This is a genomic window from Bradyrhizobium sp. i1.15.2, from assembly GCF_040548425.1.
In the GTDB taxonomy this organism is placed as follows: Bacteria; Pseudomonadota; Alphaproteobacteria; order Rhizobiales; family Xanthobacteraceae; genus Bradyrhizobium; species Bradyrhizobium canariense.
Map to the genome: position 1 here is coordinate 163,038 of NZ_JBEPRQ010000011.1, position 13,446 is coordinate 176,483.

Annotated in this window: 12 protein-coding genes; 1 reads left to right on the forward strand and 11 read right to left on the reverse strand. The window is 64.4% G+C overall.

Going from position 1 to position 13,446, the window contains the following annotated elements; all coding sequences use genetic code 11:
• Window positions 1-79: 79 nt before the first annotated feature.
• Window positions 80-841 carry an SDR family NAD(P)-dependent oxidoreductase gene (locus ABIB80_RS21215; protein WP_219684327.1) on the reverse strand — a complete coding sequence of 254 codons (762 nt, stop codon included), beginning with the start codon at window positions 839-841 and terminating at the stop codon, window positions 80-82.
• 294 nt (window positions 842-1,135) lie between these two features.
• Here ABIB80_RS21215 and ABIB80_RS21220 point away from each other — a divergent pair, with 294 nt between their 5' ends.
• Window positions 1,136-2,251, forward strand: a complete 1,116-nt coding sequence (locus ABIB80_RS21220; protein WP_219684369.1) for a helix-turn-helix domain-containing protein — start codon at window positions 1,136-1,138, stop codon at window positions 2,249-2,251.
• A 35-nt stretch (window positions 2,252-2,286) separates the two neighbouring features.
• On the opposite strand, the gene ABIB80_RS21225 is transcribed toward ABIB80_RS21220, so the two are convergent.
• The 10 genes from ABIB80_RS21225 to ABIB80_RS21270 all read right to left on the reverse strand — a co-directional run bounded on the left by ABIB80_RS21225 (window position 2,287) and on the right by ABIB80_RS21270 (window position 13,432).
• Window positions 2,287-2,610, reverse strand: a complete 324-nt coding sequence (locus ABIB80_RS21225; protein ID WP_354128248.1) for a hypothetical protein — start codon at window positions 2,608-2,610, stop codon at window positions 2,287-2,289.
• A 236-nt stretch (window positions 2,611-2,846) separates the two neighbouring features.
• Window positions 2,847-4,697, reverse strand: coding sequence for a dihydroxy-acid dehydratase (gene ilvD, locus ABIB80_RS21230; protein ID WP_219684328.1), 1,851 nt, complete (start codon window positions 4,695-4,697; stop codon window positions 2,847-2,849).
• A gap of 256 nt (window positions 4,698-4,953) precedes the next feature.
• Window positions 4,954-5,814 (reverse strand): ABC transporter permease, encoded by an 861-nt coding sequence (locus tag ABIB80_RS21235; RefSeq protein WP_219684330.1) that lies wholly within the window; start codon window positions 5,812-5,814, stop codon window positions 4,954-4,956.
• Window positions 5,811-6,740 carry an ABC transporter permease gene (locus tag ABIB80_RS21240; protein ID WP_219684331.1) on the reverse strand — a complete coding sequence of 310 codons (930 nt, stop codon included), beginning with the start codon at window positions 6,738-6,740 and terminating at the stop codon, window positions 5,811-5,813. Before ABIB80_RS21240 ends, ABIB80_RS21235 begins: the two co-directional genes overlap by 4 nt.
• Window positions 6,740-7,732: an ABC transporter ATP-binding protein gene (locus tag ABIB80_RS21245; RefSeq protein WP_219684333.1), complete on the reverse strand. Its 993-nt coding sequence runs from the start codon at window positions 7,730-7,732 to the stop codon at window positions 6,740-6,742. Before ABIB80_RS21245 ends, ABIB80_RS21240 begins: the two co-directional genes overlap by 1 nt.
• Window positions 7,729-8,712: an ABC transporter ATP-binding protein gene (locus ABIB80_RS21250; protein WP_007590957.1), complete on the reverse strand. Its 984-nt coding sequence runs from the start codon at window positions 8,710-8,712 to the stop codon at window positions 7,729-7,731. Before ABIB80_RS21250 ends, ABIB80_RS21245 begins: the two co-directional genes overlap by 4 nt.
• Window positions 8,713-8,715: 3 nt before the next feature.
• Entirely contained in the window at window positions 8,716-10,353 is a 1,638-nt protein-coding gene (locus ABIB80_RS21255) for an ABC transporter substrate-binding protein (protein ID WP_007590955.1), read from the reverse strand.
• 30 nt (window positions 10,354-10,383) lie between these two features.
• Window positions 10,384-11,199 carry a sugar phosphate isomerase/epimerase family protein gene (locus tag ABIB80_RS21260; RefSeq protein WP_007590953.1) on the reverse strand — a complete coding sequence of 272 codons (816 nt, stop codon included), beginning with the start codon at window positions 11,197-11,199 and terminating at the stop codon, window positions 10,384-10,386.
• A gap of 456 nt (window positions 11,200-11,655) precedes the next feature.
• Window positions 11,656-12,936, reverse strand: coding sequence for a DUF1236 domain-containing protein (locus ABIB80_RS21265; RefSeq protein ID WP_007590951.1), 1,281 nt, complete (start codon window positions 12,934-12,936; stop codon window positions 11,656-11,658).
• Between the two features lie 109 nt (window positions 12,937-13,045).
• Complete coding sequence (locus ABIB80_RS21270) at window positions 13,046-13,432, reverse strand: GrlR family regulatory protein (protein WP_007590950.1); 387 nt, start codon at window positions 13,430-13,432, stop codon at window positions 13,046-13,048.
• Between the last annotated feature and the right edge of the window lie 14 nt (window positions 13,433-13,446).

The window sequence follows — 13,446 nt, forward strand, 5'->3', positions numbered from 1 at the left end:
TCATCGGCAGATAACGGGGCCACGCAAATAGCGAGACCCCGGTTTGATTTCAAGGAGTCCGCACAGCCGTTGCGGGCAGCTAGATCGCCATGCCGCCCGAGACCTCGATTCGCTGGGCGTTGATCCAGCGGTTGTCCTCGGACAGCAGCGAAGCAATCATCGGCCCGACGTCGTCCGGGACACCAGGACGTCCGAGCGCAGTCATATCGGCGACACGTTTGTTAAGTGCTGGATTGTCGCGCACAATACCACCGCTGAAGTCGGTCTGCATTGCGCCGGGGGCCACAGCATTCACGGCGATCCCACGCGGGCCCAGTTCTTTGGCTTGATAACGCGTAAGGACCTCAATGGCGCCCTTCAACGCGCCGTACGGCGCGCTGCCGGGAATGATGATCCGGGCGAGGCCGCTGGAGATGTTCACGATCCTGCCGCCGTCTCTGATGAGCGGAAGCAATTTCTGCGTCAGGAAAAACACGCCCTTGAAATTCACCCTGTAGAGGGCATCGAGTTCGTCCTCAGTCGTCATTTCAAACGAATTGTGATGTGAAATGCCGGCATTGTTGACCAGATAATCGAAATGCGTTGCTCCGAGGCAAGCCAGGGCTTCCCGCACCTGCGCGACAAAGCCGCCAAATGCGCTCACGTCGCCGACATCCAGCTGCAAAGGTATGGCGCGGGATTCCATCTCTCTAACTTGCGCAGTCACCATGTCAGCTTCATTGCGTGCCGACTTGTATGTGAAGATGGTATCGACACCTCTGCGGGCAAGGCTGACCATCGTGTTACGCCCAAGACCGCGGCTGCCCCCCGTGACGATGGCGATTCGTCTACGCTGTTCCATCTGAATTCTCCTTGATCCTCGCGGCCCTTATCCTAAATGCCACGAGGTCAAGATAGCGATGGGGCACCCTCCCGCGCGTTGTGAATTGCTAAGAATTGCTAAGACGACCAATGCACCTCAATGGAGCAACGTGACGCCACACTCTCCGTTCGACAGTGACTGCCTCTTTCGAGATATAGCAATATTTTGCAATCGATAACCCATATCGATCCGCCTTCAGACGTATCTTTCCCTTTATCGCACATGTTGAGGTTTCACGATCGCAATGGCCGCGAAACCCGGAAAGAACGGATGATGTCCATCGGCACACAAGTGGAGCGATCGTTCAATCGTCGAGACTGTCCCTTGCGAGATGAAAGTCTACTCGAAACGGAGGGCCTCTACCAGGAACAGTCCTGGCGTCGAGTCCACCCCGGCGTCGTCGCCAGAGACATCGTAATCTCGCGCTGGACCAACCTGCAGGATGCCACACTGCGTGCCGAAGCGACGACACCACCCGATCAATATTTTTTGGGAATCGCGCTCAAGGCGTCCCGCCTGACATTCGCCGGCGATGGGCAGGCGATCTTCGATGGCAACATGCCGGCAGGCACGCTGTACGTCTCGGCGCCGTCGAAGCGAATCATCGCGCAATTTCACTCGCCGTGTGACTTCCTGCACTTCCGCGTTTCTGCCGACTACATGATTTCACAGCAATCGACGCGACAGTTACTCGCGGCCGAAAGCATGAATGAACTGGTATTGTTGCGTGATCCTCTCGTCGATCAACTTGCAAAGGTGCTGACCGGGTATGGGGACACGACCAACAGGGAGTTTGCACGTTGCATAGGCCGGACCCTCGCCATGCATGTGGCTCGGCTCGAAGGCCCACAGATCAAGGTCAATGGCTTGCCCAAGTGGCGTCTGCGTCGTGTCGAAGAGTACGTCAAAGCGCATTTCGACCGCGACATCGGTCTTTCCGACCTCGCAAACATCGCCGGTCTCTCTCGCATGCACTTCGCGGCGCAATTCCGAATTGCGACTGGCTACCGTCCGCATGAATATCTCCAGCATCAGCGCATCGAACGTGCCAAGTCACTATTATCAAACACCGAAACGCCGCTGGTCGAGGTCGCGCTTGCCGTTGGCTTCTGCACGCAGGCGCATTTTTCCACGGTGTTCAAACGCACGACAGGCGAAACGCCTGCGCGCTGGAGATCAGAAAGCAAGAATGCTTTCTCTTCGGTTCAAAAAGCTGCGCGGTGTGAGCACGCGGGACGCGCAGCCACCCAGACCGCAGCCGCGAGGCCATGCGAATCGGGAAATGGCTCGCATTCGCGAAACATGTTCCCGGCCGCGAAGCCCGGTTTGGTGTCGCTTCCGTTTCCAGGCCTCATTTGCCGCCCTCAAAAGCGAAACGGCGCCCCGTAAGGAGCGCCGCTTGAATTTTTCGTAGCTTCGCCGGCTCAGTACCCGCAGGACGCGCAGCCCATCTGCACCGGGGCGTAATAGGAATAGCCCGGCTGGACCATCTCGACGCGTTGGCGCGTGGCGTATTGGGGCGGGATGCGTTCGTACTGGACGCTGGGCGGCGCCACCATCACGGTCTGCGGCACCATCACGGTGCGGTACTGCGCCGGCGCGCGGTGCGCCACGACGGCGCCTGGCGACACCATCACGGTCTCGTCGACGGTGCGGTATTGCGGCTGCACATATTGCTGCCGGTAGCAGGTCGTGCACGGCGGCGGCGTGTAGCAATTGTAGCAGCCGGCGGAGGCCGCGCTCGTCATGGAAATCGCAGCGACGACGGTCGAGAAAACGACAGCGAGAGTGCGAGACATTATTGTGGTGCCCCAATTGCCCGAAATGGATTTGCGAAGGTCGCTGCAGTATACGCCGCAAAACCTTGCTTTGCCGAAGTTCGTCGGGGCATCCTTAATGCAAACGGCCGGCTTGCGCCGGCCGTTCAGAACTTGTTGACCATGCGCGATGCGCGAAAGTTGCATCACGCCCGCACGAGACGCTGTTACCTCGAGCGCCGCTTCACTTCGCGCACCGCGCCGCGCGCGGCGCTGGTGGTGAGCGCGGCGTAGGCCTGAAGCGCGGTCGAGACGTTGCGCTTGCGGCCGATCGCCTGCCAGGCGGTGTCGCCCTTCGCTTCTTCCGCGGCGCGGCGCTTGGCCAGCTCCTCGTCGGAGACATCGAGGGTGATGCTGCGGTTCGGGATGTCGATGGCGATGCGATCGCCGGTCCTGACGAGACCGATGTTGCCGCCTTCGGCCGCTTCCGGCGACAGATGGCCGATCGACAGGCCCGACGAGCCGCCCGAGAAGCGTCCGTCGGTGACGAGCGCGCAGGCTTTGCCCAGCCCCATCGATTTCAGATAGCTGGTCGGATACAGCATCTCCTGCATGCCGGGGCCGCCGCGCGGGCCTTCATAGATGATGACCACGACCTCGCCGGCGACGACCTTGCCGCCCAGAATGCCTTCGACGGCCGCGTCCTGGCTCTCGAACACGCGGGCGGGGCCGGAGAATTTCAGGATCGAGGCGTCGACGCCGGCGGTCTTCACGATGCAGCCGTCCTGCGCGAGATTGCCGTAGAGCACGGCAAGACCGCCGTCCTTGCTGAAGGCGTGCTCGAGGTTGCGGACGACGCCCTTCTCGCGGTCGGAATCGAGCTCGTCGTAACGACGCTCCTGGCTGAACGCGACCTGCGTCGGGATGCCGCCGGGCGAGGCCCGGAAGAAGGTGCGGACAGACTCGCTCTTCGAGCGCTTGATGTCCCAGCGCTCCAGCGCGTCCCTCATGGTCGGCGCGTGCACGGTCGAGACCGAGGTGTCGATCAGGCCGGCGCGATCGAGCTCGCCCAGGATGCCCATGATGCCGCCGGCGCGATGGACGTCCTCGACATGCACGTCGGCGACCGACGGTGCGACCTTGCACAGCACGGGCACGCGCCGCGAGAGACGGTCGATGTCCTGCATGGTGAACTTGACCTCGCCTTCATGGGCGGCGGCGAGCAGATGCAGCACGGTGTTGGTCGAGCCGCCCATCGCGATGTCCAGCGTCATCGCGTTCTCGAACGCCTTGAAGTTCGCGACATTGCGCGGCAGCACCGAGGCGTCGTCCTGCTCGTAGTGGCGGCGCACGATGTCGACGATGGTGTGGCCGGCCTCGACGAACAGGCGTTTGCGATCGGCGTGGGTTGCGACCACCGTGCCGTTGCCGGGGAGCGCAAGGCCAAGGGCTTCCGTGAGGCAGTTCATCGAATTGGCCGTGAACATGCCCGAGCACGAACCGCAGGTCGGGCATGCCGAGCGCTCGATCACCTTGACGTCCTCGTCGCTGACCTTGGAGTCGGCGGCTGCGACCATGGCATCGATCAGGTCGACCGCCTTGGTCTTGCCCTGCAGCGTGACCTTGCCGGCCTCCATCGGTCCGCCCGAGACGAACACCGCGGGGATGTTGAGCCGCAGCGCCGCCATCAGCATGCCGGGCGTGATCTTGTCGCAATTGGAGATGCAGACCATGCCGTCGGCGCAATGGGCATTGACCATGTACTCGACGCTGTCGGCGATCAGCTCGCGCGATGGCAGGCTGTAGAGCATGCCGTCGTGGCCCATGGCGATGCCGTCGTCGACCGCGATGGTGTTGAACTCTTTCGCCACGCCGCCGGCCTGCTCGATCTCGCGGGCGACGAGCTGGCCGAGGTCCTTGAGATGGACGTGGCCGGGCACGAACTGGGTGAAGGAATTGACCACCGCGATGATCGGCTTGCCGAAATCGCCATCCTTCATGCCGGTTGCGCGCCAGAGGCCGCGGGCGCCCGCCATGTTGCGGCCGTGGGTGGTGGTGCGGGAGCGATAGGCTGGCATGGCGGTTTCCGTCCTCGGGTTTGGCCGGCCGGGCGGGGCAAATTTTCGAAGCCGCTCAGGCCTTTCCGGCCGGATAGCGCACGGGGGGAACGCGCGCAACGGGAACTTGAGCCGGACAGGGCTCCCCTGCTCCCGGCGCGGGCTCTTCGTAGCTCGGATGGAGCGCAGCGCAATCCGGGGCAAGTGCGCGCCGGGGGCGAGACCGGCCCCCGCGATTACGCTTCGCTCCATCCAGGCTACAAGAGCGCCCTTGGCTCTATTGCAGCTCGGGATCGAGCCGGTCGCGCAGCCAGTCGCCGATCACGGAGACCGCCAGCGTGGTCACCACGATGGTGGTGGCCGGCGCCAGCATGATCCAGGGTGCCCGGGTCAGGTACTCGCGGCCGTAGCCCACCATGTTGCCGAGGCTGGTCATCGGCGGCTGCACGCCGAGGCCGAGAAACGACAGGCCCGACTCCATCAGGATCACCTCGGGAAAGACCAGCGTGGTCGACACGATCAGGGTCGAGGCGATGTTGGGCAGGATATGCCGGAGGTAAATCCGCGCCGGCGTCGCGCCGAGCTGCCGGACCGCCGCCGCATAGCCTTGGGCATTGGCGGAAATGGCAAGGCCGCGCGCGATCCGGGCGTAGCGCTCCCAGCCGAAAAATCCCATCAAGCCGATCAGGAGCGGCAGCGAATTGCCGAAGAAGGCCAGCACCGCGAGCGCCATGATCAGGAAGGGCATGCTGGCCTGGAAGTCGGACAACATCAGCACCAGCTGCTCGACGGGCCCGCGGAAATGCGCGGCGAGGAAACCGAGCGTGGTGCCGACGATGGCCGAGATCGCCGTGGCGCCAAACGCGATCAGGAGCGAGATGCGGATCGAGACGAGCAGCCGCGATAGCACGTCGCGGCCGAGCTCGTCGGTACCGAGCCAGTGCGCGACATTGCCGGGTGTAGCGAGACGATTGCGCAGGTCGAGCTGGGTATAGCCGTAGGGGGCGATCTTCTCGGCGTAGGCCGCGATCACCAGCATCGCGACGATCCAGCCGATCGCGATGGCGACCGAGACCGGGATCGCCGGGAGACTGATGCGGCGGCGGACAGACGTGTCCTTCAGCGTGGTGTCAGTCATGCGTGCGCCCCCTTGGCGCGCAGCCGCGGGTCGAGGAAGCCGTAGAGGAAGTCGACGATCAGGTTCGAGGTGACCATCGTCATCGCCACCAGCAACAGGATGCACTGCACGACGGCGAGGTCGCGGTTGGCGACGGCGACGACGAGCAAGCGCCCCACCCCCGGCCACGAAAACACGCTCTCGACCACGACCGCGCCCGCGATCAGCGTGCCCACCATGAAGCCCAGAATGGTGACGGTCGGGATCGCCGCGTTCGGCAGTGCGTGCGATGTCACGACTTTTCGCCACGGCACGCCCTTCGCCGAGGCGGTGCGGATATAGGGCTGGCCCAGGACCTCCAACATGGCGCTGCGGGTGAAGCGCGCCAGCACCGCGGCGCCGCCAAGGCTGAGTGTCACGATCGGCAGGATGGCGTGACGCCAGCTGTCCTGCCCGCCCGAGGGCAGCCATCCGAGCTGCACGGCGAAGACGAGCACGAGCAGCAGCGCCAGCACGAAGCTCGGCACGGTGAAGCCGGCGACCGCCGTCATCATCACCGCGCGGTCGATTCCCGAGCCACGGTGCAGCGCCGCGTAGATGCCGGCGGGAATGCCGAGCGCGACCTTGAATGCGAAGGCCGGCAGCGTCAGCGCCAGGGTTGCCGGAATCCGCTCCAGCACAAGCTCGATCGCAGGCCGGCCGTCACGCATGGAACGGCCGAGCTCGCCTTTGGCGATCGCGCCAAAATAGTCGAGATACTGAAACCAGATGGGATCATCGAGCCCCCACGCCTTGCGGAAGGCGGCGAGGACTTCCGGCGGCGCTTCCGGTCCCAAAATCATCAGCGCGGGATCGCCCGAGAGACGCAGCACCACGAAGGCGAAGGTGACGACAAGCACGATCGTCAACGCCGCGCGTCCGATCCGAATGGCGAAATAGCGTCCCATCAGGCCGCGTCCCGCGTCTCGACTTGCGGCCCGGTCACGAGATGACAGGCGACCTGCCTGTTGCCGCCGACGTTGGACAGCGCTGGTACCTCGCTTGCACAACGCGTGATCGTGCGCGGGCAGCGCGGATGGAAGGCGCAGCCTTGAGGACGGGCCGCCGGGTTCGGCGGATCGCCTGCCAGCACAATGCGGCCTGCGCTGCGGCGGCCCGGCGCGGGCGATGCCGAGACCAGTGCTTGCGTGTACGGGTGCTCCGGCCGCGCGAACAGATCATCGGCGCACCCGATCTCGACGATGCGGCCGAGATACATCACGGCCACCACATTGCTGATCTGCCGGACGACCCGCAAATCGTGGCTGATGAAGAGCAAGGTCAGCGCAAGCTGCGCCTGGAGATCGGCGAGCAGATTCACCACCTGCGCCTGGATCGAGACGTCGAGCGCGCTGACCGGCTCGTCACAGACCAGGAAATCCGGCTTTGTCGCCAGCGCCCGCGCCAGCACGATGCGCTGGCGCTGTCCGCCGGAGAGCGCACCCGGATAGCGCGCACCATGTGCGGGTGTCAGTTCGACCGCGCGCAGCAATTCGCGGACCCGCTCCTCGCGCTCGAGGGGCGTCCCGAGACCGTGAATGTCCAGAGGCTCACGGATTTGGGCGGCGACCGGCAACCGCCGGTCCAGCGCCCCCAGCGGATCCTGGAAGATCATCTGCATGTGCGCGCGTTGCGCACGCCATGCGGTCGTTCCGGGCGTTGCCATCGGCTTGTCGTCGAACCGCACCTCGCCGTGATCCGGCGGCTCGAGGCCGAGCACGATGCGGCCGGTGGTCGACTTTCCCGAGCCGGACTCGCCGACGAGGCCCAGCGTCTCGCCCCTGGGAATCGTCAGCGACACGCCATGGACTGCATGAATGGCGGCACTTCGGCCGAACATCCCGGAGCGCATGCTATAACTGCGCGAAATCGAGGACACTTCGACGAGCGGACGGCTCATTCGGCGGCGATCCCGAGCAGTGCGCGACGCGAAGCCTCGGCGCGGATGCAGGCCACGGCGCGATCCTCCGCGATGGGCGCGAGGCTTGGAGCCACAATGCCGCACGGCGCTTCTGCCAGCGCACAACGCGGCGCGAAGGCACAGCCATCAGGCATGCTCGCGGGATCGGGCACCGTTCCGGGAATGGCGGTCAGGCGGCGCCTCGGTCCGTCGAGCGGCGGCAGCGCACCGATCAGGCCCTGCGCATAGGGATGGACGGGATCGGCGAATAGCTGGTTCGCCGGCGCCTCCTCGACAATGCGGCCCGCATACATCACGGCCACGCGGTCGCAGTTTTCCGCGACCACGCCGAGATCGTGGCTGATCAGGACCATCGCCATGCCCATCTCGCGGCGGATAGTCGAGAGCAGTTCTAAAATCTGCGCCTGAATCGTGGCGTCGAGCGCCGTAGTCGGCTCATCCGCGATCAGCAGGTCTGGATTTCCGGCGAGCGCCATCGCGATCATGATGCGCTGGACCTGGCCGCCGGAAAATTCGTGCGGATAGGCTTCGAGCCTGCGCGTCGCGTCGGGAATGCCGACCAGATCGAGCAGCCGCCGCGCTTCCGCTTTCACCGCGCCACCCGAGATATCGCGATGCAGCGCCAAGGACTCGCAGAGCTGCTTGCGGATGGTCAGCACGGGATTGAGTGCGCTCGCGGGATCCTGGAAGATCATGGCGACGCGCCCGCCCCTGATACGGTCGAGCTCGGCGGCGGGCGCACCGAGGATCTCGCGACTGTCGAGACGAACGGAGCCCGAGACGCGGGCATTCCGCGGCAACAGGCCGAGGGCCGCAAGCCACGTCACCGACTTACCCGATCCGGACTCGCCGACGAGGCCAAGCGCCTCGCCCTTGTGCAAGGCGAGATCGACACCGCGCAGGACTGGCACGCCGTGGAAGGCGACGCTGAGGTCCTTGATGCTGATCAGCGGCGCCACCGATCAGGCCTCGAAATTGCCGGCGCGGAAATCCATCGCGAAGGCGGGCGACGCCTTCCACTTGATCGACTTCGGCTTGGCCGTGAAGGTCGCGTTCTGGTGCAGCACCGTATAGGCCGGGTCTTCGCGCTCGGCGATCTCCAGCATGCGGCGGAACGCCTTCTTGCGGGCGGCACGATCGATCGAGGTTTCCAGGAACTCCGAGAGCGTGTTCAGCTCGGCATTTGTCCACTCGCCGATCTGCTGCTGCTGGCCGTTGGGGCCGTGCTGGGCAACCAGCGACGATACGGGATCGTTGAAGGCGGCCGAGTTCGACCAGTCGCGGACCGCGCGCGTCGGCGCACGTTCCATGATCTGCGACCAGTTCTCCTTGGTTTCGATCTGGACGTTGAGACCGACCGACTTCCACATCTCGACCAGCACTTGCGCGGTCGCGACCTGGTTGGTGTAGTAATTGTTGAGCAGGCGATACGGAATAGGGTCGCCCTTGTAGTTGGCCTGCTTCAGCAGCTCCTGCGCCAGCTTGGGATCGTAGGCCGGCACGTTCCAATCGGCATTGAACATGTCGCCGTAGAACTCCCACTGCAGGCCCTTCGGGACGCGGGTGCGACCGGCCCACAGGCTGTCGACGATCGCCTGGCGGTCGATCGCATGGGTGAAGGCGCGCCTTACAAGCGGATTGGCGAGCTGGGCGTGGTTCTTGTCGAATACGGTCAGACGATGATTGAGGATGGTGCCGCCCTGCACTTCGAAGGTCGCGTTCTTCTCGATGCCCGCGATCTGGTCCGGTGGGATGTCGCAGGCGAACTGGTACTCGCCCGACAGCAGCCCGTTGATGCGGCTCGCGACCTCCGGGACCTCGAGGAAGCGAATGCGCTTGAGCGGTGGACGGCCGCCCCAATATTCGTCGTGGGCTTCCAGCGTCAGCGACACGTCGGGCTTGAGTTCGACAACCTTGTAGGGCCCGGTGGTAACAGGCTTGCGCGCCCAGTCGAGATAGCTCGCGGATTCAGCCCAGGCGCGGCGGTTCGCGATATCTGAGCCGTAGCGCGACAGCCGACCCTCGATCGTGACGTCGGGCGTCGCGTTGTAGAAGCGCACGGTGTATTTATCGACGGCATCGACGCGGACGAGATCCGGCCAGATCCGGCGTGCAACCGCCGGAACGTCCGGCGGCAGTTCCTTGCCCGGCCGCGGCGTCGGAATTTTCTCAAAGGCCTGGATGGTGCTGCGGCTCTTGGCCTCGGTCTCACCGAACATGCGCTCGCGGCTGAACGTGAAGACGACGTCCTCCGCCGTCAGCTCGTCGCCATTGTGGAATTTGACGCCCTGGCGCAGCTTCACCTCGACGGTCTGGTCGTCGATACGGCGCCACTCGGTGGCAAGCCCCGGCACGGCCTCAAGGCTGCCGCGCCAGTTCTTGGAGATCAGGCCTTCCCAGATCGAGGAGAAGAACACCCGCTCGCCGACATTGGACTGCTCGCGCAGCACGTCGAGCACGTTCGAATTCGTCACCTTCTGCACCGCGATGGTGACCGAGGGACGGTTGTCGGCCTGCCCGATCGCAAAGCGCGGCAGCAGCAGCGTGCCTGCGGCAATGCTGCCGGACTTCAGGATGGTACGGCGCGTGAGCTTGCTCATGATGATAACCCCTGCCGGTTTTTTTGTCGGCTATTCGGCGAGACCGAGCGCGGCCAGATGGGCTGCGCCAGCGCGGACGTCGTCGTGGTTGCGAAGTTCGAGGATCAGTCGGGGGTTTGAGGTCAGCCGGCCCAGCGCGCGGAACACGGCGATCCACGGGATGTTGCCCTCGCCCGGCGCCCAATGCCGGTCAGCAAAGCCGTCGGTATCCTGGAGATGCACATGCGCCAGCATGTCGCCGGCGGTCTCGACATAGTAGTCGACCGGCGGCGCGCCGGTGGAGATGTGCGCGTAGTTGGCGTGGCCGGTGTCGAGGGAGACGCGCACCTTGCTGCTTTCGAGCGCCTTGGCGAGACGCACGCGATCGCGCGGATCCTTGTCCTCGATGTTCTCGATGACGATCTCGCAGCCGATGGTTTCGGCGCGCACGATCACCTCGGCGAGTGTCGCCTTGACGCGTTCGACGAGATTGCCGCGATTATCTGGATAGAGGTCGAGGTTGTTGTGGTCCCAGGTCGTGAATGGCGAATGGATCACCATCTGCGTCGCGCCGAGAAACTCGGCGGCTTCGAGGCCCTGAAGCAGGCGTTTCGTCACGACTTGGCGGATCATCGGGTCGTGGCTACCGATCGCGAAGCCCCAGAACGGTCCGTGGATGCCGAGCCGGCCGGTGTGACCTGAGAGCATCTGCTTAATTTCGCTAGCAGCACTTCGCCAGTCGCCGTCGAGCAAGTCCGCGCGAAAAAAATCCTGAATTTCGAGATCGCGCTGCCGTTCGAGAAGCCAGTCGCGATGCGCAGGGATCGATTTGATGGACAATGCGGCGCCCAGTACCGGCTTCGACATGGCTTGCTCCTCGGCCGTCAACAATGACGGGAGCAGCGCTAGACCAGTTCAATGACAGGCCGGTGAAATGCAGGTTCCGCAGCGCTGAGGAGATGTGGACATCCCCGCGATCGCGTGCATCGAATTCAGGCAGCGGCGAGTGCAGACGCATGCATCCGCGCTCGGATCAAGTGCGATGAAATCCGTAGTGATCCGGAATGGAATCCTATTCTGATGTCGCGTACATCGCGGGACATCGATCGGCGGCCTTCCAAGGGCATCACCCTCTGATCGCGCAACATGGGGTTGGGGGACCACATGGGGCGGGGGGATCAAAGGCTGGGGCAAGGTTACGAGGTCCGGACTCCTAGGCACTCCGGACCTCGGGACTTTCTAGATTGAACGTGATTTCGCGCCGCCGGCTTGATCAGCCGTGCGGCGCGAAGTCGTTTTGGCGTCGTTATGCCGACACGGGCGCTAGCGCGTCTGGGGCTCGATCGTCACCGTGCAGTCGCCCTGCCCTTGCGTCGCCACCACGATGTTGCCCGCGGGAGCGCCGAGGGCGATCGGCGCGGACGAGCCGCCGCCGGGCATCTGGACAGTCACGCTCAGAGAATCGGTTCGCGCGGTCGAGCCTACGGTCGAGGGCTCTGCCTGGGCCACATTGCCCGAGGCGTCACGCCGCATGATCTGGCAGTTCACATTGCTGCCCCCGGCCGCGCTCCCTCCTGCCGCAGCCATGCCCGATGAGGTGCCGCCGCTCATTTGCGCACGTGCTCGCGACGGATCGCGGGGCACCTGGCTCACGATGCGATGCGTCCGCGGCTCCACAATGACGACGTCATCGCCGGTCGCAAAATATTCGTAGTCGCGATATTCGGGCTCGATCGAGACGATCTCGGGCGGAAGCCTGTGAAGGCGCACGCGCGAGGGAATGGTCTCGCCGACCCGGATCGAAATGTTCAGATTGCGCTCCGGCTCCGCCAGGCGTGCACGGCTCACCGTTTCAGAAATCCGCACCTGCTTCTCGGAGGTTACCTGCGCCTGCTGATTGGCTTGCGTGTTGGTCTGCGTGGTCTGGTTGGCTTGGTTGGTCTGCGTGCCCGAACTGGCAGGTGCGCTCTGCGCATTGTTGGTCGGGGCCGTCCGGTTCGTGTCGGTCGCGGTGGCCGGCCGGTTGTTCTGCTGCGCCGGCGGCTGCTGCTCGGCCGCGTTGCGCGGCGGCTGGGTCTGGTTGCGCTCGTTCTGGTTGGCTGCGGCACCCGTGCGCTCGTTCTGCTGGCTAGACGTGCCTGACTTGGACTTCTCGGACTCTGCCGTTGATTTCTGCTGCGCGGATTTGTCCTGCTTCGTCTCAGCACTGCTCTTGCTGTCGCGTCCGGGTTTCGTGCTCTCGGCATCGCGGTTGCGATCGCGCGAGGGCTCGCGGGATTCTTGCGCCTGATCCTTCGATTTCGGCTGGTTGCGCTCGGCAGAACTGGCCGGCTGGCGCTTATCGTCACTCGCGTCCTGCCTGGCAGCGCCGCCCTTCTCCTCGCGGCCCGCGCCCTGCAATCGTTCCTGGGCGCCCTGCGCGCGCTCTTGAGCACGCTCCTGAACACGCTCTTGGCCGCCGCCGTGTTGCGGTGCGGCGCCTTTCGCCGGCTCCTCGGTCCGTCTCGGCTCGTCCCTTCGCTCACCGGGCGCCTGGGCGTAGGCGAAGCCGGAAGCAAGCATCAGTCCGATAGCTGCGGTCGATAACATCAAGTGCTTGCGCATGGTCCCTCTCCTCGGAAATTCGCAACAACAGACGCGAACGTTCTGTGGGTGCGAAGGTTCCTGATCAGGAACGAGGGCTGATCACGCGGTCTCACATCTCAGGCGGGTCTCACATCGGGTCCTTCAGCGTGAGCCGCGCCGTGAATGTCACGCTGGTCTTGCCAACCAGCGCCATGCCTTCGACCTCGGCGCCGTCGGCGGAGTAGTCGCCCGAAAAGCCGCAGGTCACTTCCCTGCCGCCGAACGCGAGTGGCTTGCCGACGGCCTCGGTGTGCTGATTGACGGTCATGTCGCCGCGCCATTTCCCGTTCCGGAAGGTGTAGCTGCCGGTGTAATAGAAATAGCTGTCACCGCCCATGATGCGGCCATCGCAGAGCACGACGACGCCTTTGGCCTGGCCGCGCTTGCCGTCGCGCATCTCAATCTCAAAGATGTAGAGGCCGTTGAGGACCTTCTGTGGGTTGGCGCCCTGCTCGGGCTCATCGCCGGCCGACATCGCTCATCTCCCGT

What these genes read in the sequence shown, in the direction of transcription:
- ABIB80_RS21215 (WP_219684327.1), bottom strand. Translation starts at nt 841, where the DNA reads ATGGAACAGCGTAGACGAATCGCCATCGTCACGGGGGGCAGCCGCGGT.
- ABIB80_RS21220 (WP_219684369.1), top strand. Translation starts at nt 1,136, where the DNA reads ATGTCCATCGGCACACAAGTGGAGCGATCGTTCAATCGTCGAGACTGT.
- ABIB80_RS21225 (WP_354128248.1), bottom strand. Translation starts at nt 2,610, where the DNA reads ATGACGAGCGCGGCCTCCGCCGGCTGCTACAATTGCTACACGCCGCCG.
- ilvD (WP_219684328.1), bottom strand. Translation starts at nt 4,697, where the DNA reads ATGCCAGCCTATCGCTCCCGCACCACCACCCACGGCCGCAACATGGCG.
- ABIB80_RS21235 (WP_219684330.1), bottom strand. Translation starts at nt 5,814, where the DNA reads ATGACTGACACCACGCTGAAGGACACGTCTGTCCGCCGCCGCATCAGT.
- ABIB80_RS21240 (WP_219684331.1), bottom strand. Translation starts at nt 6,740, where the DNA reads ATGGGACGCTATTTCGCCATTCGGATCGGACGCGCGGCGTTGACGATC.
- ABIB80_RS21245 (WP_219684333.1), bottom strand. Translation starts at nt 7,732, where the DNA reads ATGAGCCGTCCGCTCGTCGAAGTGTCCTCGATTTCGCGCAGTTATAGC.
- ABIB80_RS21255 (WP_007590955.1), bottom strand. Translation starts at nt 10,353, where the DNA reads ATGAGCAAGCTCACGCGCCGTACCATCCTGAAGTCCGGCAGCATTGCC.
- ABIB80_RS21260 (WP_007590953.1), bottom strand. Translation starts at nt 11,199, where the DNA reads ATGTCGAAGCCGGTACTGGGCGCCGCATTGTCCATCAAATCGATCCCT.
- ABIB80_RS21265 (WP_007590951.1), bottom strand. Translation starts at nt 12,936, where the DNA reads ATGCGCAAGCACTTGATGTTATCGACCGCAGCTATCGGACTGATGCTT.
- ABIB80_RS21270 (WP_007590950.1), bottom strand. Translation starts at nt 13,432, where the DNA reads ATGTCGGCCGGCGATGAGCCCGAGCAGGGCGCCAACCCACAGAAGGTC.